Here is a 19,546-nt window from a genome sequence, read left to right on the forward strand (position 1 = left end):
GACGAACTCGCCCCACACCACCTTGCCCGGCGCCCTCTCCTCCACCCCCCACCGGTCCGCCAGCCCGGACACGAGCAGCAACCCGCGCCCGCTCTCGTCGGGTTCACCGCGCGGTACGGCAGGCACACCACCGCCACTGTCGTGCACCTCGACACGGACCCTGTCGGCGTACGGCAGCAGCCTCAGCAGCAGGCCCCGGCCGGGCGGTACCCCGTGCAGCAGGGCGTTGGTCACCAGTTCACTGACGCACAGCAGCACGTCGTCGATCCGCGACGCGTGCACGCCCCAGTCCTCCAGCACCCGCCGCGCGAACGCCCGCGCACCGGGCACGGAGCGCCGCTCACGGCGGAAGAGGCGCTCACGGGGGCAGAGGGACTGGGACGGGGGTGAAGTTTCCTGATTCACGGGACGAGACTCACGCTCCGTGTCCACCATGGAACAGTCCGCGCACCCGTACGGCCCGACTGTACGGATGCGCGACGGTGAACGTACGCGCACGGCTGGGGGGTTCCGCCTCATGGGCACCACGACACGGAGAAACGCCTCGGCGATGAGGATGGTGGGCGCGCTGCTCGCCCTGTACCGCCAGTCCGCCGGCCACACCCAGAAGTCCCTGGGCGAGCGCTTCGTCATCGGCGAGCAGCAGATCGCCTCCATCGAGCAGGGCAGACGCCCGCTGAAGCCGGACCTCGCCGAGCAGCTCGACGACCTCCTCGACACCAAGGGCGCCCTCTCGGTCGCGCTCAGCCGGATGCCGGAGGTGGACCTGGTGCCGCTGTGGGCGGAGGAGTACCTGGACCGGGAGCGGGAGGCTATCGCGATCTCCGTGTACGGAAGCCTCGCCGTACCGGGGCAGCTGCAAACCGAGGCGTACGCCCGGGCCGTCTTCCGCAGCCGGGTCCCTGTCTACGACGAGGAGGAGATCGAGCAACTCGTCGCCTCGCGCATGCAGCGGCAGGACATCCTGCGGCGCAAAGTGCCGCCCACCACCAGCTTCGTCGTCTGGGAGGCTGTGCTCAGGGATCGTCTGGGCGGGAGGGACGTGTACGTGGAGCAACTGAGGAAGCTGCGCGAATACGCCGACGTACCCGGAATCACCCTTCAGGTGCTGCCCCTTGGCCGCACGTCTCACGCCGGGCTGGACGGCCCCTTCGTCCTCCTGGAAACCCCCGAGCATCAGCGGGTCGCCTACATGGAAACCCACCGAGGCAGTCAACTGATCGCCGATCCGGATGGGGTGGGGATCCTCACACAGAAGTATGCGATGCTGCGAACCCAGGCCCTCAACACCGAGGATACGAGGGACCTGCTGGACCGGCTTCGGGGAGAGGCATGAGTGGCACCGCACTTGAGTGGTTCAAGTCGAGTTACAGCGGCAGCGAAGGCGGCGAATGCCTCGAAGTCGCCACCCGGCCCGCCGCCGTCCACATCCGCGACTCCAAGAACCCGGACGCCCCCCACCTCACCGTCACCCCTGAGGCCTGGACGGCCTTCCTCTCCGTACCGTCGACGGAGTAACGCGCGAGGCACGGGAGGCCGGGATGTCCGGGACGACGGCGACGACGGCCGAGGTGATGGCCGAGCTGGCCGCGCTGGAGGATCCGAGGATCCGCGCCGTGAACGAGAAGCACGGTGACGACCACGGGTGAACCTGAGCAAGCTGCGGGCGCTCGCCAAGCGGCTGAGGACGCGGCAGGAGCTCGCGCGTGAGCTGTGGGCGACGGAGGACTCCGCCGCGCGGCTGCTGGCGCTGCTGGTGTGCCGGCCGAAGGCGTTCGGGCGGGACGAACTGGACGGGATGCTGCGCGAGGCCCGTACGCCCAAGGTGCAGGACTGGCTCGTCGCCTACGTGGTGAAGAAGAGCCCGCACGCCGAGGACCTGCGCCTCGCCTGGCTCGCCGACCCGGATCCGGTGGTCGCCGCCGCGGGCTGGGCGCTGACCACCGAGCGGGTGGCGAAGAAGCCCGAGGGTCTCGATCTGGCGGGGCTGCTCGACGTCGTCGAGTCGGAGATGAAGGACGCCCCGGACCGTCTCCAGTGGGCGATGAACCACTGCCTCGCGCAGATCGGCATCGACCACGCCGGGTACCGCGCCCGGGCGATCGGCATCGGTGAGCGGCTGGAGGTGCTCAAGGACTACCCGGTGTCCCCGGGCTGTACGTCCCCGTTCGCGCCGGTGTGGATCGGCGAGATGGTCAGCCGGCGGCAGGGCGCGTAGGCAACGCGCGGCACGGGCGGGAAAAGCGATGGCGCGGCCGGAACCGCCCGTCCAGCATGGGGCGCATGACTGACGCACCCGCGCGATGGACCGAGGCCACCGTCCACCCCGACATGTGGGCCGACCCCGACACGGACCCCCGCAACAACGACGGCCCCGCCCCGGACGGGGAGCTCGCGACCCTGGTGGACGTGCTGACGAACTACCGGCTGACCCTGCGGATGAAGTGCGAGGGGCTGGACGCGGAGCAGCTGGCGCGGCGGTCGGTGCCGCCGTCGACGATGTCGCTGCTCGGGCTGGTGCGGCACCTCGCCGAGGCGGAGCGGGACTGGCGCAACTGGATCACCGACGGGGAGCCGCTGCCGAAGCTGTACGGCAGGCGCGACGGGGACTTCGACGGGGCGGTCGGCGACCCGGCCGTGGTCGAGGCCGCGTACACGGACCTGGAGCGGGAACAGGCGGCGACCGACGCCGAGCTGGACGGGCACGCGGACCTCGGGGCGCGGCTCGGCAAGGACGGGATCGCGGTGCGGGAGCTGCTGGTGCACCGGGTCGAGGAGTACGCGCGGCACTGCGGGCACGCGGACCTGCTGCGCGAGTGTGTCGACGGGCGGGTCGGACAGTAACGGGCCCCGCTCGCGGTTCAGCCGCGGCGCAGGGCGCCCGTGCGGCGCAGCCGGCGGACGACCGAGCGGAGTTCGGCGGGCTGGTCGGTGGGGGTGGGGGCCTCCGGGGCGTCCCACAGGGCGAGTTCGCGGTCGCGGGGGCCGTGGACGGTGTGCGGGGCGCCGTCCCCGAACACCCGCACCGGGTGTCTCTCGTCCCACCGCTCCCATCCGGGGGAACCGTCGGTGACGAACCGTACCCAGGCGCCGTGCATCGCGTCGGCCAGGTCCTGCGGCGCGCCCTCGCCGGCGAGCTTGCGGGCGTCGGGTTCGTCGCCGCTGTCGAAGACGAAGCCGAGTTCCAGCGCGTGGCAGGCGCCCATGCCGGGGCGGCCGGAGGGCCAGGCGAACTCGTACACGTACGAGGGGGCGTCGCGGCCGTCGGCGAGGCGGTGCAGCGGAGCGCGCAGCAGGTGGTCGGTGACCATCTGGCCGACGGTCTCGGCGGTGCCGGCGTCGGGGTGCAGGGTGCGGTAGCCGCGCGGGACCTCGCTGCCGCAGTGGCAGCGGGCCTTCGCACCGGCCAGGGCGACCGTGCCGAGGCGGTCGACGCGTTCCAGGAGGCCGCCGGGGACCAGCCAGAGGCGGTACTCGTCGCGGGTCCAGCCGGTCAGGAGGTCGACGCCGGGGGCGGCGCCGTCGGTGAGGGCGTCCAGGGGGTCGCGCGGGACCAGGTCGCCGTCGACGACGATGCCGAAGGCGGGGCCGCCGAGCACGGGGCTGCTGCGGCGGCCGATGTCGGCCTGGACGCGCAGCAGGTGCTCGCGGTCGACGGCGGCGAAGGCCTCGGCGGTGGCGGGTGTCTTCAGGCGGGCCGCCATCCGGCGGACCATGCGCCGCACCTTGTCGCGGTCGGTGGTCTCGGGAGGGCCGCTCTGCAGGACGGCCCGGCGGACCAGGCCCCGCGCCTGCGGGGCGGCGAGCAGCGCGCCCGCGCTGATGGCCCCGGCGGACTGGCCGCCGAGGGTGACGCGGGCGGGGTCGCCGCCGAAGGCGGCTATCGCGTCGTGGACCCACCGCAGGGCGGCCAGCTGGTCGCGCAGTCCGGGGTTGGCGGGGGCGTCCGGGAAGAGGCCGTAGCCCTCGACGCCCAGGCGGTAGTTGAGGGACACGAAGACGACGCCGTCGCGGGCGAAGGTGCCGCCGTCGTAGACGGGGACGGCGGAGGATCCCCTGGTCAGGGCGCCGCCGTGGAGCCACACGAGGACGGGGAGCCGGGCGTCGGGGGACGGGTCCGGGGTCCACACGTTCAGGTTGAGGCAGTCGTCGCCGGGGATCACCGGGTCCGAGAGGTACTGGGCGAAGGCCTCGGAGTACGGGGGTTTCGGGGCCGTCGGGCCGAAGGCGCCGGCGTCGCGCACGCCGTCCCAGGGCTCCGGGGGGACGGGCGGGCGGAAGCGGCGGGGGCCGAAGGGGGGTGCCGCGTAGGGGATGCCCCGGAACACGGCGGCGTCCCGCTCCCAGCGGCCGCGCACGGCACCGTACGGCGTCCTGATCACGGGGTTCGCTCGGTCCGCCGTCATGTGCCCACCAGCCCTTCGTCGCGTGGCGCCCACGCCCCGGCCCCTCCGTCCGGGGCGTCGCGGGCCCGGACCCGCCGGTAACCACAAGAGCACCACACCGCTCACCGGTATTCCTGTCGTCTGTGAGAGTTCTTCCCGCCCCGGGCCACCGGATCTACAGTAGGAAGCGCTTTCTACACGCTGTCCGTCCGGTGGAGGTGGGGTGTCCCGATGGTTCGTTCGGGTGGTGCCGGGATGACGGCGGGGCCGACGCTGGCGGTCGTGGCCCGCGAGGCGGGTGTGTCGGTGCCGACCGCGTCCAAGGTCGTCAACGGCCGCGAGGACGTGGCCCCGGAGACCCGCCGGCGCGTCACGGAGGCCCTGGACCGGCTCGGCTACGTCCGCCGGCCCCGGTTCGACGGAGCCCGTTCCCCCCGCCTGGTGGACCTGGTGGTGCACTCCCTCACGGACTCCGCTTCGGGCGCGGTGCTGCACGGCGCCGAGGAGGCGGCGCACGACGCCGGACTGGAGATCGTGGTGTCGGCGGCCCTCTCCCGGGGCCGGGCCGCGGCCGGACGCCCGGAGCGTGCCTGGCTGGACAAGCTGGTGCTGCGCGGGTCGGCGGGCGTGCTGCTCCACCTGGCGGAGCTCAGCGAGCCGCAGTACGCCTGGCTGGAGCAGCACCGTGTCCCCTTCGCGATGATCGACCCGGTGCACGAGCCGCCGCCGGGCGCGGTCTCGGTGGGCGGGGCGAACTGGCAGGGCGGGGTGACGGCGGCCGAGCACCTGCTGTCGCTCGGCCACGAGCGCGTCGCCGTCATCGCCGGCCGCCGGCGCACGCTCTCCGGCGGTGCGCGCATCGCCGGATACCGCTCGGCCCTCGCCGCGGCCGGCCTGCGCCACCGCCCCGAGTACGTCCGGCACACCGGGCCCGACGAGAACGCCGCCCGCCGCCGGATGCGGGAACTCCTCGACCTGCCGGAGCCGCCGACGGCCGTCTTCCTCTGCTCGGACCGGATGGCGTTCGGGGTGTACGAGGCGCTGGCCGAGCGGGGCCTGCGGGTGCCGCGGGACATGAGCGTGGTCGGCTTCGACGACCTCCCCGAGGCGCGCTGGCCGGCCCCGGCGCTGACCACCGTCCGCCAGCCGCTGGCCGAGATGGCGGCGACGGCCCTGCGGCTGCTGGTCCGCATGATGGACGGCCACCGCCCCGAGAGCACCCGCACGGAACTGTCGACCCGGCTGGTGGAACGCGCGAGCACGGCGCCGCCCGGAGGGCGACCGGACGGTCACGGGTGACGGGCGTCGCCCCGCCCGGTCCGCCGTGACGCAGCTCACGTCGATCAGCGGCCCGATCTTGGAATGCGCGGCCCGCCGTCCTTGCTCCCCTCCTTATGGGCGCGCTCCGCCCATGGGCCTGCCCTCTCCCGGGGTGCGCCGGGCAATGGTGCTCAGCGCGACCGGCCACGAGAGCCGGGGACGACCTCGGTCCCACCCCCCTCCCTCGGATCCGGCCCGCTGTCTTCGAAAGGTTTCCCCGCACCATGCCCCTGGCCCTGCTGGCCCTGGCCGTCGTCGCCTTCGGCCTCGGCACGACCGAGTTCGCCACCATGGGGCTGCTGCCCCAGATAGCCGACGGGGTCGGCGTCTCCGTGCCGGACGCCGGCAACCTCGTCTCCGCCTACGCGCTCGGTGTCGTCGTCGGCGCGCCGCTGCTGACGGGCATCGGCGCGCGCCTGCCGCACAAACGACTGCTGCTGCTCCTGACCGGGCTGTTCGTGGTCGGCAACATCGCGTCCGCGCTCGCGCCCACCTACGGCACGCTCTTCGGCGCGCGCTTCCTGACCGGGCTGCCGCACGGGGCGCTGTTCGGCGTGGGCGCCGTCGTCGCCTCCCGGCTGGTCGCCCCCGACCGGGCCGCGCGGGCCGTCTCCCGCATGTTCCTCGGACTCACGGTCGCCAACATCGTCGGTGTGCCGGCCGGCACGGCCCTGGGCCAGCAGCTCGGCTGGCGGTCCGCCTTCCTCGCCATCGCCGTCATCGGGGTCGCCGCCCTCGCCGCGCTGGCCCTCTTCGTCCCCCACCAGCCCCGTGCCGGGCAGTCCGGCATCCGCCACGAGCTGCGGGCGATGGGCAACCGGCAGGTCGCCCTCGGCCTGGCCGTCGCCGTGGTGGGCTTCGGCGGCTTCTTCGCCGTCTACAGCTACCTGGTGCCCATCCTGACCAACGTCACGGGCATCTCCGAGTCCTCGACCACCCTGGTGCTCGCGCTCTACGGCGTCGGCATGACGCTGGGCACGCTGATCGCGGGCCCGCTCACCGACCGTGCCCTGCGCCCCACGCTGTACGCGGGCCTCGCCCTGCTCGCCGCGGCGCTGGTGACGTTCTCCTTCACCGTCCACAGCACCTGGCCCGCCCTGGTGACGATCACCTTCATCGGCGCGCTGGGCTCCCTCATCACCACGCCGATCCAGATGCTGCTCATGGCGAAGGCCAAGGACGCCCCCACCATGGCGGCGGCCTCCAACCACTCCGCCTTCAACCTGGCCAACGCGGGCGGCGCCTGGCTCGGCGGTCTGGCCCTCTCGGCGGGCTGGGGCTGGACCTCCCCCGCCCTGGTCGGCGCCGTCCTCGCCGTGGCCGGCCTCGGCCTCGCCCTCACCGGCGGCCTGCTGGGCCGGGGCGGCCGCCGCTCCGAGGTGATCACCTCGTCCTCCACCGGCGCCCCGGCGGGGGACGGCAGGGTCACGGCGTCCCACCGCCCGGACTGACCCGCTCGCCCGCCCTCGCCGCCCAGCCGATCCCGCCGCGCAGGTGGGCGAGGAACGCGGGGTCCTCGTAGGCCTCCGCGGCATGCCCGAGCGCGGTGTAGAACACCCGCCCGGCGCCCTGGTCACGGCACCAGGCCAGGGGGTGGTCGGATCCCATCCCGCCGCCCTCGTACGAGGACTCGTCGGCGCGGACCAGGACCCGCGCGGTGGGACGCGGGCTGGACCGGAAGTCGTACCACTCGTCGGTGAACTCCCAGACGGCCGGCAGGTGCCGGGTCGCCGGGTGGTCGTGGTCCTCGACGACGGCGCGGCCCGGCTGGTAGGCCGGGTGCCGGTCGAAGCGTGCGCCGAGGAGTTCGCCGTAGTAGGGCCAGTCGTACTCCGTGCACGCGGCGGCGTGCACCCCGGCGAACCCGCCGCCCGCCTCCACGTACGCGGCGAGCCGCTCGCGTCCGGCCGGGGTGAGGACCTCGCCGCTGGTGGAGAGGAACACGACGGCGGCGTACCGGTCGAGCGGCCGCTCGAAGAGGGCCGGGTCCTCGGTGGCGTCGACGTCGAACACACCGAGTCCGCGCAGGGCGGCGACACCGGCGGCGAGGGAGTCGTGCCGGTAGTCGGTGGTCCGGGTGTACACGAGGAGGGCGGGGCGCTCGGGGACGGTCATGCGCCAGAGCCTATGCGGCGGGCCGCCCCGGCCCGCCCGCTCCGCGAGGCCGTCCCGTCCGGACGCGCGTGTCCGATTCCTTCAAGACCGTCGTGCGGGCCCGGCCCTACGGTGAGCCCATGAGTGCACGATTCGAAGCCATCGGAATGGTCGTCTCGGACATGGCCTCCTCCGTCGCCTTCTACCGGCGGCTGGGGTTCGCCTTCCCCGAGGGGGCCGAGACGCAGGGACACGTGGAAGCCGAACTGCCGGGCGGGCTGCGGTTCATGATGGACACGGAGGAGGTGGTCCGCTCCTTCCTCACGCAGTGGCGGCCGCCGGCGCCGGGCGAGGGCAGGACCTCCCTCGCGCTGCGGTGCGACGGTCCGGCGGACGTCGACTCGCTCTTCGAGGAGATGACCGACGCCGGCAGCCGGTTCGAGATGAAGCCGTTCGACGCGCCGTGGGGGCAGCGCTACGCCGTCCTCCTCGACCCGGACGGCAACGGCGTGGACCTGTTCGCGCCGCTACCCGCGGGCGAGTAGGCGGCCCAGCGACAGCCCCGTCAAGTCCCGTACGTCGCGGGCCAGGTGGGGCTGGTCGGCATAGCCGGCGCGGGCGGCCGTCTCGGCGAAGGGGACGCCCGCGCGGGCCAGGTCCAGGGCGCGGCGCAGGCGCAGGATGCGCGCCAGCGTCTTGGGCCCGTAACCGAAGGCCGCGAGGGAACGGCGGTGCAGCTGTCGAACGCTGAGGCCCAGTTCGCCGGCGGTGGCGGCGGCCGGACGGCCCGCTTCGAGGGCGGACGCGAGACGGGTGAGCAGCGGGTCCGGCGGGACCGTGTCCGCCGTCCGGCGCAGGGCGAGGTCCTCCAGGCCCCGCGCCGGGTCGCCCACCGCGTCGACCCGGGCGGTGAGACGGCGTACGGCCGCGGCGGGCCACAGGTCGGCCAGGTCGACGCGACGGTCGCGCAGTTCGTGGGCGGGGACGCCCAGCAGGGCGGGCGCGGTGCCGGGAGGGAAGCGGATGCCCGCCCAGAGGCCCGACACTCCCCCGGTGAGGTGGGCACGGGTGTCCGGGCCGGCGACCAGCAGGCGCCCTTCGTGCCAGAGCAGGTCCATGCAGCCGTCGGGCAGCACCCTGTCCAGCCCGTCCCCGGACGGGCTGCTGGTCCACACGACCGCGCCCGGCAGCCGCGACGCCCGCTCCGTGTACACGCCGCCCAGGCTACGCCGCCCGGGCCGCTCCGTTCCGCCACTCCTGCGGGCTGACCCCGTAGGCCCGTTTGAAGGCGGCGGACAGGGCGAAGGCGCTGCCGTAGCCCACCTGGCGGGCGAGCGCGCCGAGGGTGTCGTCGGTGGCGCGCAGGCGGTCCGCGGCGAGGGCGAGGCGCCGGCCGGTGAGGTAGGTCATCGGGGGCTCGCCGACGAGCCGGGTGAAGCGGCGGGCCAGGGCGGCGCGGGAGACGCCCGCCTTCGCGGCGAGGGCGGCGACCGTCCACGGGTGGGCGGGGTCGTCCCGGAGCAGGCGGACCACCGGGCCGACGACGGGGTCGGACAGGGCCGCGTACCAGGCGGGCGGCCCGGCCTCCGGCCGGTCGAACCAGCTGCGCAGCGCGGTGACGACCAGCAGGTCCAGCAGCCGGTCCAGGACGACCTCCTGACCGGGTGCCTCCCGCCCGACCTCCTCCAGGAGGAGGGGCGTGAACGGGCAGTCCCGCGCGCCGGCGGGGAGGGAGAGCAGCGGCGGCAGCGCGTCCAGCAGGCGCCGGCCGGGCTCGCCGCACATCCGATAGGTGCCGATCAGCATCACCGTGGCGCCGTCGGGACGGTCGCCCCAGGTGCGGACGCCGAGGTCCATGACACCGTTCAGGGGGCGGCCGTCGGGGTGGTGGCACGCGCCGCCCGGGAGGATCAGCGCCCGCGGGGCGGTCCCGGGGGCGTCGGCGCAGGTGTAGGGGGCGGGGCCGCGAGCGAGGGCGAGGTCGCCGGGTCGCAGCCGCAGGCGTTCGCCGCCGTCCGGGACGATCCACGCGTCGCCGCGGACGAGGACCATCACCGTCAGCGGGGCACCGTCCTCCACGCGGACCGCCCACGGCGGGTCGAACGACGCCCGGATCATGAACGCGCCGCGGGCTCGGGTGCCTTCCAGCAGGGCGGTGAGTGCGTCCATGGGGGGCAGCGTAGACGCGGGCGTTCGGGGGCGGGCCGGGGCGTCGCCGGGGTGATGCGCCTCCGCCGCCTCCCGCCCCGGGACTCCGCCCCGGAGCCCGCTAGCCCGCTCGTCGAACGCCGGAGGGGGCTACTTCTCCTCGGGAGGCGGGGTTTCGCCGTTCTTCGGGTGGGTGGGCTTCGGGTGGGCGCGCAGGCGGGCGGTGACGTCCTCCGGGGGGAGGAAGCGGGACCAGCGTTCGGGGAACTCGGAGGGCATGTCGGGGTCGGCCCCGCCGGCCTCGCCCGCCGTGGCGGCGGTACGGGCGACGTACTCGGCGACCTGCGCCTGCCGCAGCCGCTCGTTGGCCTCGCGGGCGGCGGCGGTCGCGGCGGCCGGCCAGACCCGGTCGATGGCCGCGTTGACGGCCGCACCGACGAGCACCGCGAACGCGGACACGCCGATCCACAGCAGCACGGCGACGGGGGCGGCCAGGGAGCCGTAGATGGTGGGCCCCTCGACGGTGTTGGTCAGGTAGATCCGCAGCAGGAAGCTGCCCAGCACCCACATGCCGAGGGCGACCAGCGCGCCGGGCACGTCCTCGATCCACGGGGAACGCACGGGTACGGAGACGTGGTAGAGCGTGGTCAGGAACACGATGGACAGCACGATCACGACCGGCCAGTACAGGATCTGGACGAGCGTCGTCGACCAGGGCACAATCTCCACCACCGCGTCCGGTCCCGCGACCATCAGCGGCAGCGCGATCGAACCGATCAGCAGGGCCACGATGAACAGCAGGAAGGCCAGCAGCCGGGTCTTCACGATGCCCCGGACGCCGTCCAGGCCGTACATGACGGTGATGGTCTCGATGAAGACGTTCACCGCGCGGGAGCCCGACCAGACGGCGATCAGGAAGCCGAGGGAGATGACGTCGGGCCGGCCGCCCTTCGTCACGTCCCGCAGGATCGGTTCCGCGATCTGGCTCACGCCCCGGTCGGACAGCACCGTGCGGGAGGCGTCGAGGAGGTTGCGCTGCAGGCTCTGGATGGTGTCCGCGCCGGTCCAGGCGTCGACGTAGCCGAGCAGGCCGATCATGCTGAGCAGCAGCGGGGGCACCGACAGCAGCGTGAAGAACGCGGCCTCGGCCGCCAGGCCCAGGATCCGGTACTCCATGCAGGAATTGACGGTGTCCTTGAGCAGCAGCCAGGCGGTCCTGCGTTTGGAGACGTTCCGGTAGAGGGCCCTGGCCCGGTGGAGGCGGCCGGAGGGCTCGTCTGGGGATTCGCTTGCTGGCTGCACGTCCTAAAGGTATCCGTCGTGCCTGGTCGCACTCACCCAGAGGCCAGGTCACCGGTGAGGGGGGACTGCCACGGGGTACGTTCGGGACATGGCAGGCAGCACGCACACCGTGACCAATCAGGTCCCCCCGCTGGTGCAGTACGACGTCTTCGGCGCCGACCGGGCCCTGGTGGAGGCGGTCGAGCGGCACCTGGCCGCGGACGTGCTGGAGGAGGCGCGCCCGGAGCTGTCGGGACTGGGGCACACGGTCGGCTCCGCGCAGGTGCAGGAGTGGGGGGCGCAGGCCAACGAGAACCCGCCCCGGCTGCGCACCCACGACCGCTACGGCCACCGGATCGACGAGGTCGACTTCCACCCCTCCTGGCACCGGCTGCTCGGCAAGGGCGTCTCGGCGGGACTGACCGCCGCGTGGCGGCGGCCGGGCGGACACGTGCGGCGGGCCGCGGCGTTCCTGATGTGGACACAGGCGGAGGCCGGCAACGGCTGCCCGCTGTCGATGACCCACGCGGCGGTGCCGGCGCTGCGCGCCGACCCGGCGCTGGCGGCGCGGTGGGAGCCCCGGCTGACGTCGACGGTCTACGACCGCGCCCTGCGGCCGCCCGGCCGGAAGCCCGGCGCGCTGTTCGGGATGGGCATGACGGAGAAGCAGGGCGGCAGCGACGTACGGGCGAACACGACGGCCGCGCGGCCGCTGGCCGAGGACGGCGCGTACGAGCTGACCGGGCACAAGTGGTTCTGCTCGGCACCCATGTCGGACGCGTTCCTGGTGCTGGCGCGGGCGCCCGGAGGGCTCACCTGCTTCCTGGTGCCGCGGGTGCTGGAGGACGGCACCCGCAACGTGTTCCTCATCCAGCGGCTCAAGGACAAGCTGGGCAACCGGTCCAACGCGTCCGCCGAGGTCGAGTTCGACGGGACGTGGGCCCGCCGGGTCGGGGACGAGGGCGCCGGGGTGCGCACCATCATCGGGATGGTGGCGGCGACCCGGCTGGACTGCGTGCTGGGCTCGGCCGGGCTGATGCGGCAGACCGTGGCGCAGGCGGTGCACCACTGCACCTACCGCGAGGCGTTCGGCCGCACGCTCCTCGACCAGCCGCTGATGCGCAACGTGCTGGCCGATCTGGCGGTGGAGTCGGAGGCGGCCACCACGCTGGCGCTGCGGCTGGCGGCGGCGTACGACGACGGCGGTGAGCAGGAGCGGGCGCTGCTGCGGATCGCGGTGCCGGCGGCGAAGTACTGGGTGACCAAGCGGTGCCCGCCCGTCGCGGTCGAGGCGGCCGAATGCCTGGGCGGCAACGGGTACGTGGAGGAGTCGGGCCTGCCCCGGCTGGTGCGGGAGTCACCGCTGAACTCGATCTGGGAGGGCGCCGGCAATGTGCAGGCGCTGGACGTGCTGCGGGCGCTGCGCCGTGAGCCGGCGGCGCTCGACGCGTACCTGCGGGAGGTCGGGCAGGCGCGCGGGGCGGATCACCGGCTGGACGCGGCGATCAGGAACCTGCTGACGGAACTGTCCGACCTGGAGGGTGTCGAGGGGCGGGCGCGGCGGCTGGCGGAGCGGCTGGCGCTGGTGCTCCAGGGGTCGCTGCTGGTGCGGTACGCGCCGCCGGAGGTGGCGGACGCGTTCTGCGCCGGACGCCTGGGCGGCGACGCGGGCGCGGCGTTCGGGACGCTGCCGCACACGCTGGACCTGGCGTCGGTGGTGGAGCGGGCCCGGCCGGTGTCCTGAGCGGCGGAGCGCGCGACGCGGGGGTGGTGCTGCGCCGACACGGCACCACCCCCGCCGCACGGGCCCCTTGAGAGCCGTGGACGCCGCTCGGGACGGCGTCGCTCCATGGTCGATCAGCACCCGGCCGTCCACCAGGGTTGCAGGGGGTTGCAACGTACTGTTCCCCTCTCCGTACCGAGCGTCCGCACCCGGGGCGGAGGGCAGTATGGTCCGACAGGTTTTCTTCCGGGAGGTCCGGTGGCGCTCTCGCCCATGGACGTGACGCAGTTGGCCGCCGTCGACTCGGCGCGCGCGGCGCGGGTGCTCGACGAGGTCCGCTCCGCCGCGCTGTCCGGGCGGCGTGCGCCGGTGGCTCCCCGCCCGGTGATCGGGCAGTCCTGGGAGCGGATGCTGCGCGGCGGCGTGGACCCGGACCACGGCTTCCGCAGCGGGCTGCTGTCCCACGAGGAGGTGCAGCGGCGGCGGGCGTCGTCGACGCTGCGGCACGTGCTGCCGGTCCTGCGGGAGGGACTGCTCTCGGTCGCCGACGTCGCGCACCACATCATGGTGGTGGCCGACGAGGAGGGCCGGGTGCTGTGGCGGGAGGGCAGTCCGCCGGTGCTGCGCAAGGCGGACGGGCTGGGCTTCGAGATCGGTGCGGACTGGCGCGAGGACGTCGTCGGCACCAACGGCGTGGGCACGCCGGCGGTGACCGGGCATCCCGTGCAGGTGTTCGCCTCCGAGCACTTCGTACGGTCGCACACCTCCTGGACGTGTGCCGGGGCGCCGATCACCGACCCCCGGGACGGGCGGCTGATCGGCGTGGTCGATGTGAGCGGACCGCTGGAGACGATGCACCCGGCCACGCTGGCGTGGGTCGACTCGGTGGCGAAGCTGGCCGAGGCGCGGCTGCGTGAGCGGCATGTGCGGTCACTGGAGCGGCTGCGCGCCGTGGCGGCGCCGGTGCTGGCGCGCACCGCCGGGCGCGCGCTGGTGGTGGACCGGCACGGGTGGGCGGCGGCGGTGACCGGGATGCCGTACACGGAACGGCTGGCGCTGCCCAAGTCGGTGTCGGCGGGCATACGGTGGCTGCCGGCGCTGGGCCGGTGCTCGCTGGAGCCGCTGGCCGGGGGCTGGCTGGTGCGGGCGGCGGACGAGCCGGTGACACGTGCCGGGACGCGGATCGTGCTGGATCTGCGTCAGCCGCGCCGCTGGTCGGTGGACGTGTCCGGCGGCGCGGGCTCCTGGGCCCGTGAACTGAGCCCGAGACACGCCGAGTTGCTGTACCTGCTGGCCGTGCACCGCACCGGGCGCAGCGCGGCGGCGCTGGCCGGGGACGTGTTCGGCGATCCCGCCCGCACGGTGACGGTGCGCGCGGAGATGTCCCGGATCCGGCGCTACCTGGGCGGTCTGCTGGAGCACCGCCCGTACCGCTTCGCGGAGAACGTGGAAGTCGACGTCCTCCTCCCTGACGACCCCCACGACCTCCTCCCCCACTCGAGGGCCCCGACGCGGGACGGCCCCCGCACGTACGCCACGGGACCGCGCGCACACCCCTGACCCGCTGCGCCCGGCCGTCGGTCCCCGCGAAGGAGGCGGAAGGCCACGGATTCCGCGCAATCACGGGGTCTTCGTCGTGCGCGGCGGCCGGCTGTCGTAGCATCCCGGTACGGGCCACCCCATCTGCTCCTCGGTCAACCCTCGGATCACCGGACGCAGTTGGCTCGCTCCGGGAGGACGTTATGGGACATCGCGGCAGACACCGCCGGCGCAGAAGGGGCAGGGCGCTGCGCGCCGGGCTCGCCGGGACGGCGCTCGCGCTGACCGCGGCCGCCACCCTGATCAGCGCCTCGCAGGCCACCGACGCGGACGACCCCGGGGCACTGAAACCGCTGACCGCCGCCTCCGAGACCGCTCCGCTGCGCCTGACGGAGGACAGCGTTCCGGGCGACGCGCTCGGCCGTCTCACCGAGGGGATGGGCCCGCCCGTGGGGGTGGGTGACGTCCTCGCCGACCCCGACGGCTCGTTGCGCGACGCGGCGGACTGCACGGACGAGGAGCGGCGGGCCCTGCCCGTCGAGCCCGCCGCGACGCGGGCGTACTGCTGGCCGGGCCACGAGACCGACGGATGGCGGGCCGGCGCCGTCACCACCTCCGGGGACGCGGACGAGGACGGCCGCTGGGGCGAGAACCGGGTGATCCTCTCGGGATGGAGCAGGACCACGGGCACGGCGGCGGAGCAGGGACTCGCCCGGGTCGCCTTCGTGAACGCCGGTGACGCCGGCGAACTCCGCTACACCTGGGCGCTCCTCGCCGTTCCGGTGGACGGGGGCCGCGACTACCGCGGGCTGGGCTCCACCGTGTCGGGCATGGTCTGGTACCAGGACAAGCTGCTGGTCACGACCGGCCGCGGCGAGGGCGGCGCCCTCTACGTGTACGACCTGGACCGGGTGCAGCGGGCGACCGTGGAGGGCACGTCCGTCGGCCGGGTGCCCGGCGGCTGGTCGGCGGCCGGGGCGCGGTACGTCCTCCCGGCGGTCGCCTCCTACCGGACCACCGGCGCCGGCGCACCCCGGCCCGGCGGCATCGCCCTGGACCGCAGCACCGCCCCGGACAGCCTGGTCGCGCACGAGGCGACGCCCGCGGACGAGGACGGGCCGACCCGGCTGTGGCGGTACGCGTTCAGCACCCGCCCGGAGCGGACCGGACTGCTCGACGCGGTCCCGGTGGCCGTGTACGAGACCGAACTGACCCATGTGCGCAGTGTGCTGTCGTACCGGTCGGGCTGGTACCTGGGCCGGATGACCGGGACACCGGACGAGCGCGGCACCCTGTGGCGGCAGGACTCCGACGGCGCCCGCCCCACCCGCTGCGGGGCGGACGAGACGCACCGCTGCTGGAGCGGCGAGGCGACGTCCCTGTCCTACTGGCAGGAGACGGGCGACGTGTGGTCGCAGTCCGGGCGGATGCTGTTCGCGCTGCCGCTGGCCTCGGTCGACCGGTCCCTCGACGACTAGGCGGTGCCCACCGGCCCACCTCACCCGTCCGCGCACTGGTCAGGCGTTCGACAGGCGTGCGTGCCGGATGGTTCCCTTTCGGACATGACGACCATCGCCGTGACCACCTGGTCCCTGGAGCAGACCGCTCCCGCCGATCTCCGCCCGGCCGCCGTGCCCGAGGGGGACGTGCGGGTGGCCCGAGCCGGGGTGCCCTCGCCCGAGTTCAGCCGTTTCCTGTACGCCTCGGTCGGCGGTGACATCCGCTGGACCGACCGGCTGGGCTGGACGTACGCGCAGTGGACGGAGCACCTGGAGCGGCCCGGGGTGGAGACGTGGGTCGCCTACGACCGCGGGACGCCGGCCGGGTACGTGGAGCTGGAGGCGCAGGAGGACGGGGTCGTCGAGATCGTCTACTTCGGCCTGATCGCCGCCTTCCGGGGGCGCCGCATCGGCGGTCACCTGCTGTCCTACGGCACGGCCCGCGCCTGGGACATGGCCGAACGCCTGCCGGGGCTGAAGCCGACCAGGCGGGTGTGGCTGCACACGTGCAGCAAGGACGGCGAGCACGCCATGGACAACTACCTGCGCCGGGGCTTCACCCTCTTCGACACCAAGGTCGAGAACGAGCCGGACGTGGCCACGCCGGGCCCCTGGCCCGGCGCCTACCCGGCCTGACCAGCGCCGACAAGACCGCTCGCGGAGCTTGTGACCAACGACACCCTTGTCTCTCACTGCGAGACAAGGGTGTCCGCATTTTGGACGAAGCTGGACTGTGTCCAGATCTCCGTGCCACGCTTCCGTCATGTCCGGAACTGGAATCGCCTTGGTGAGTCGGCGGCACGTCGACCTCGGCCGCATGTCCAGCGCCATCTGTCCGGCGCGCTAGGAGCACCCAGCACCGCCCGGCATCCCCCTTTCCGCTTCACCCCTCGCGCAACGGCGCGCACATCACTCCGTGCGCCCACATGCGCAGGTCAGAGCCGCATTTCGCCTGTCCCGAAGGACGTATCAACCATGGCCGCCACCCCGCAGAAGCCTGCCGTCGCGACCCCCCGCCGCAAGGTGAGCCGTCACCGCGGAGAGGGCCAGTGGGCCGTGGGGCACCTGACCCCGCTCAACGGCAATGAGCAGTTCAAGAAGGACGACGACGGTCTCAATGTGCGGACACGCATTGAGACGATCTACTCCCAGCGCGGCTTCGACTCGATCGACCCCAACGACCTGCGCGGGCGGATGCGTTGGTGGGGTCTCTACACCCAGCGCAAGCCCGGCATCGACGGCGGCAAGACCGCGGTCCTGGAGCCGGAGGAGCTGGACGACACGTACTTCATGCTGCGGGTGCGCATCGACGGCGGGGCGCTGACGACCCAGCAGCTCCGGGTGATCGGCGAGGTGTCGCAGGAGTTCGCCCGCGGCACCGCCGACATCACCGACCGTCAGAACGTGCAGTACCACTGGATCCGCATCGAGGACGTGCCCGCGATCTGGGAGCGCCTGGAGGGCGTCGGCCTGTCCACGGTCACCGCCTGCGGGGACACCCCGCGCGTGATGATCGCCTCCCCCGTCGCCGGCATCGCCGAGGACGAGATCATCGACGGCACCCCGGCGCTGGAGGAGATGAAGCGCCGCGTCCTGGGCAACAAGGCGTACTCCAACCTGCCCCGCAAGTTCAAGACGGCCATCTCCGGCTCGCCCGTCCTCGACGTGGTGCACGAGATCAACGACGTGGCGTTCGTCGGCGTCCGCCACCCCGAGCACGGGCCCGGCTTCGACCTGTGGGTCGGCGGCGGCCTGTCCACCAACCCCAAGCTGGGCGTGCGGCTGGGCACCTGGGTACCCATCGAGGACGTGCCCGACGTCTACGAGGGCGTCCTGTCGATCTTCCGCGACTACGGCTACCGGCGCCTGCGCAACCGCGCCCGCCTCAAGTTCCTGGTCGCCGACTGGGGCGCGGAGAAGTTCCGGCAGGTGCTGGAGGACGAGTACCTGAAGCGCAAGCTGACCGACGGGCCCGCGCCCGAGCAGCCGGCGCAGCAGTGGCGCGACCACATCGGCGTGCACCGCCAGAAGGACGGCCGCTACTACGTCGGGTTCGCGCCCCGCGTCGGCCGTGTCGACGGCACCACCCTCACCAAGATCGCGGACCTCGCGGAGGCCCACGGCTCGGGCCGGGTGCGGACCACCGTCGAACAGAAGATGATCATCCTCGACGTGGAGGAGGGGCAGGTCGACTCCCTCGTGGAGTCCCTGGAGTCCCTGGACCTCAGCGCGAAGCCCTCCCCGTTCCGGCGCGGCACCATGGCCTGCACCGGCATCGAGTTCTGCAAGCTCGCCATCGTCGAGACCAAGGCGCGCGGCGCCTCGCTCATCGACGAACTCGAACGCCGCATCCCGGACTTCGACGAGCCGATCACCATCAACCTCAACGGCTGCCCGAACGCCTGCGCCCGCATCCAGGTGGCGGACATCGGTCTCAAGGGGCAGCTGATGCTCGACGAGCGCGGCGAGCAGGTCGAGGGCTACCAGGTGCACCTCGGCGGCGCGCTCGGCCTGGAGGCCGGCTTCGGCCGCAAGGTGCGCGGCCTGAAGGTGACCGCGGACGCGCTGCCCGACTACATCGAGCGCGTCCTCAAGCGTTTCCAGGAGGAGCGCGAGGACGGCGAGCGCTTCGCGGTCTGGGTCGGCCGCGCGTCGGACGAGGCCCTGTCGTGAGCGAGCGCGCGGCGCCGTTCCACTGCCCCTACTGCGGCGACGAGGACCTGCGCCCGGGGGAACAGGGGCACGGGGCGTGGGAATGCGGCGGATGCAACCGAGCCTTTCAGCTGAAGTTCCTCGGGCTGCTCGCCCGGGGTCTCCAGCGATCCGACACGGGAGGGGACCGGACATGACGGCTGTTCAGGAAGGGCGCGACACCGAGGAGTTGAAGGCGCTGGCCGAGCAGGCGGGCCGCGACCTCGAGGACGCCTCGGCGCCGGACGTCCTCCGGTGGGCCGCCGAGACCTTCGGCAAGCGGTTCTGCGTGACCTCCTCGATGGAGGACGCGGTGGTCGCCCACCTCGCCTCCCGGGTCATGCCCGGCGTCGACGTGGTGTTCCTCGACACCGGCTACCACTTCCCGGAGACCATCGGCACCCGGGACGCGGTCGAGGCCGTCATGGACGTCCACCTCATCACGCTGACCCCGCGGCAGACGGTCGCCGAACAGGACGCGGAGTACGGCCCGAAGCTGCACGACCGCGACCCCGACCTGTGCTGCGCGCTGCGCAAGGTGCGGCCGCTGGAGGAGGGCCTGAAGGGCTACGCGGCCTGGGCGACCGGCCTGCGCCGCGACGAATCCCCCACCCGGGCGAACACCCCGGTCGTCGGCTGGGACGAGAAGCGGCGGAAGGTGAAGGTCTCCCCCATCGCCCGCTGGACCCAGGACGACGTGGACGCCTACGTCGCCGAGCACGGTGTCCTCACCAACCCGCTGCTGACGGACGGGTACGCCTCCGTGGGCTGCGCGCCGTGCACCCGCCGGGTGCTGGAGGGCGAGGACGCCCGCGCCGGCCGCTGGGCGGGCCGCACCAAGACCGAGTGCGGGCTGCACGGCTGAC

Annotated in this window: 19 protein-coding genes and 2 pseudogenes; 15 read left to right on the forward strand and 6 right to left on the reverse strand. The window is 73.7% G+C overall.

The features are described 5' to 3' along the window. Positions 1-3 precede the first annotated feature (3 nt). Positions 4-435 (reverse strand): annotated as a pseudogene (locus IE172_RS15400) (ATP-binding protein); the annotation flags it as partial. Positions 436-472: 37 nt separating this feature from the next. Here IE172_RS15400 and IE172_RS15405 point away from each other — a divergent pair. From IE172_RS15405 to IE172_RS15420, 4 genes and pseudogenes are all read left to right on the forward strand, one after another. Further along, on the forward strand, positions 473-1,336 hold the full coding sequence (locus tag IE172_RS15405) for a helix-turn-helix domain-containing protein (protein WP_229886110.1): 864 nt from the start codon (positions 473-475) through the stop codon (positions 1,334-1,336). After that, positions 1,333-1,518 carry a DUF397 domain-containing protein gene (locus IE172_RS15410; RefSeq protein WP_190097790.1) on the forward strand — a complete coding sequence of 62 codons (186 nt, stop codon included), beginning with the start codon at positions 1,333-1,335 and terminating at the stop codon, positions 1,516-1,518. The genes IE172_RS15405 and IE172_RS15410 overlap by 4 nt, the downstream gene beginning before the upstream one ends. 23 nt (positions 1,519-1,541) lie before the next feature. After that, positions 1,542-2,218 (forward strand): annotated as a pseudogene (locus IE172_RS15415) (DNA alkylation repair protein). A 65-nt stretch (positions 2,219-2,283) separates the two neighbouring features. Further along, positions 2,284-2,844, forward strand: coding sequence for a DinB family protein (locus IE172_RS15420; protein ID WP_190097791.1), 561 nt, complete (start codon positions 2,284-2,286; stop codon positions 2,842-2,844). A 17-nt stretch (positions 2,845-2,861) separates the two neighbouring features. Here the strand turns inward: IE172_RS15420 and IE172_RS15425 are convergent, their stop codons facing one another. Next, positions 2,862-4,406, reverse strand: coding sequence for a carboxylesterase/lipase family protein (locus tag IE172_RS15425; RefSeq protein ID WP_190097792.1), 1,545 nt, complete (start codon positions 4,404-4,406; stop codon positions 2,862-2,864). Between the two features lie 210 nt (positions 4,407-4,616). Between IE172_RS15425 and IE172_RS15430 the strand changes: the two genes are divergently transcribed. Both IE172_RS15430 and IE172_RS15435 read left to right on the forward strand, forming a co-directional pair. Then, the gene (locus IE172_RS15430; RefSeq protein ID WP_190097793.1) at positions 4,617-5,684 is read left to right on the forward strand and encodes a LacI family DNA-binding transcriptional regulator; all 1,068 of its coding nucleotides are present in this window, start codon (positions 4,617-4,619) and stop codon (positions 5,682-5,684) included. Positions 5,685-5,929: 245 nt separating this feature from the next. Then, positions 5,930-7,156, forward strand: a complete 1,227-nt coding sequence (locus IE172_RS15435) for an MFS transporter (protein ID WP_190097794.1) — start codon at positions 5,930-5,932, stop codon at positions 7,154-7,156. Here IE172_RS15435 and IE172_RS15440 read toward each other — a convergent pair. Then, positions 7,131-7,820, reverse strand: a complete 690-nt coding sequence (locus IE172_RS15440; RefSeq protein ID WP_190097795.1) for a ThuA domain-containing protein — start codon at positions 7,818-7,820, stop codon at positions 7,131-7,133. The two genes, IE172_RS15435 and IE172_RS15440, sit on opposite strands and share 26 nt — an antisense overlap. A gap of 119 nt (positions 7,821-7,939) precedes the next feature. On the opposite strand from IE172_RS15440, the gene IE172_RS15445 reads away from it, so the two are divergent. Beyond that, the gene (locus tag IE172_RS15445; protein WP_190097796.1) at positions 7,940-8,344 is read left to right on the forward strand and encodes a VOC family protein; all 405 of its coding nucleotides are present in this window, start codon (positions 7,940-7,942) and stop codon (positions 8,342-8,344) included. Here the strand turns inward: IE172_RS15445 and IE172_RS15450 are convergent. The 3 genes from IE172_RS15450 to IE172_RS15460 form a co-directional block, all read right to left on the reverse strand. Continuing rightward, complete coding sequence (locus IE172_RS15450) at positions 8,327-9,013, reverse strand: helix-turn-helix domain-containing protein (RefSeq protein WP_190097797.1); 687 nt, start codon at positions 9,011-9,013, stop codon at positions 8,327-8,329. The genes IE172_RS15445 and IE172_RS15450 overlap by 18 nt on opposite strands. A 10-nt stretch (positions 9,014-9,023) precedes the next feature. Next, positions 9,024-9,968, reverse strand: a complete 945-nt coding sequence (locus tag IE172_RS15455; RefSeq protein WP_190097798.1) for an AraC family transcriptional regulator — start codon at positions 9,966-9,968, stop codon at positions 9,024-9,026. A gap of 129 nt (positions 9,969-10,097) precedes the next feature. Next, a complete protein-coding gene (locus IE172_RS15460; RefSeq protein WP_190097799.1) occupies positions 10,098-11,249 on the reverse strand; it encodes a YihY/virulence factor BrkB family protein in 1,152 nt (383 codons plus the stop codon). An 88-nt stretch (positions 11,250-11,337) separates the two neighbouring features. Here IE172_RS15460 and IE172_RS15465 point away from each other — a divergent pair, with 88 nt between their 5' ends. The 8 genes from IE172_RS15465 (at position 11,338) to IE172_RS15490 (ending at position 19,545) form a co-directional block, all read left to right on the forward strand. After that, positions 11,338-12,972, forward strand: a complete 1,635-nt coding sequence (locus IE172_RS15465) for an acyl-CoA dehydrogenase family protein (RefSeq protein WP_190097800.1) — start codon at positions 11,338-11,340, stop codon at positions 12,970-12,972. A gap of 252 nt (positions 12,973-13,224) precedes the next feature. Next, entirely contained in the window at positions 13,225-14,511 is a 1,287-nt protein-coding gene (locus tag IE172_RS15470; RefSeq protein WP_190097921.1) for a GAF domain-containing protein, read from the forward strand. 182 nt (positions 14,512-14,693) lie between these two features. After that, the gene (locus tag IE172_RS15475) at positions 14,694-15,968 is read left to right on the forward strand and encodes a hypothetical protein (RefSeq protein WP_190097801.1); all 1,275 of its coding nucleotides are present in this window, start codon (positions 14,694-14,696) and stop codon (positions 15,966-15,968) included. 84 nt (positions 15,969-16,052) lie between these two features. Beyond that, positions 16,053-16,625, forward strand: coding sequence for a GNAT family N-acetyltransferase (locus IE172_RS15480; RefSeq protein ID WP_190097802.1), 573 nt, complete (start codon positions 16,053-16,055; stop codon positions 16,623-16,625). A 127-nt stretch (positions 16,626-16,752) separates the two neighbouring features. After that, on the forward strand, positions 16,753-16,836 hold the full coding sequence (locus IE172_RS35345; RefSeq protein WP_310591794.1) for a putative leader peptide: 84 nt from the start codon (positions 16,753-16,755) through the stop codon (positions 16,834-16,836). Between the two features lie 128 nt (positions 16,837-16,964). After that, positions 16,965-18,662, forward strand: a complete 1,698-nt coding sequence (locus IE172_RS15485; protein WP_190097803.1) for a nitrite/sulfite reductase — start codon at positions 16,965-16,967, stop codon at positions 18,660-18,662. Next, positions 18,659-18,838 carry a hypothetical protein gene (locus IE172_RS34540; protein ID WP_229886090.1) on the forward strand — a complete coding sequence of 60 codons (180 nt, stop codon included), beginning with the start codon at positions 18,659-18,661 and terminating at the stop codon, positions 18,836-18,838. Before IE172_RS15485 ends, IE172_RS34540 begins: the two co-directional genes overlap by 4 nt. Continuing rightward, positions 18,835-19,545, forward strand: a complete 711-nt coding sequence (locus IE172_RS15490) for a phosphoadenylyl-sulfate reductase (RefSeq protein ID WP_190097804.1) — start codon at positions 18,835-18,837, stop codon at positions 19,543-19,545. Before IE172_RS34540 ends, IE172_RS15490 begins: the two co-directional genes overlap by 4 nt. Position 19,546: the final 1 nt, after the last annotated feature.

The organism is Streptomyces griseoflavus (assembly GCF_014649995.1).
In the GTDB taxonomy this organism is placed as follows: domain Bacteria; phylum Actinomycetota; class Actinomycetes; order Streptomycetales; family Streptomycetaceae; genus Streptomyces; species Streptomyces griseoflavus.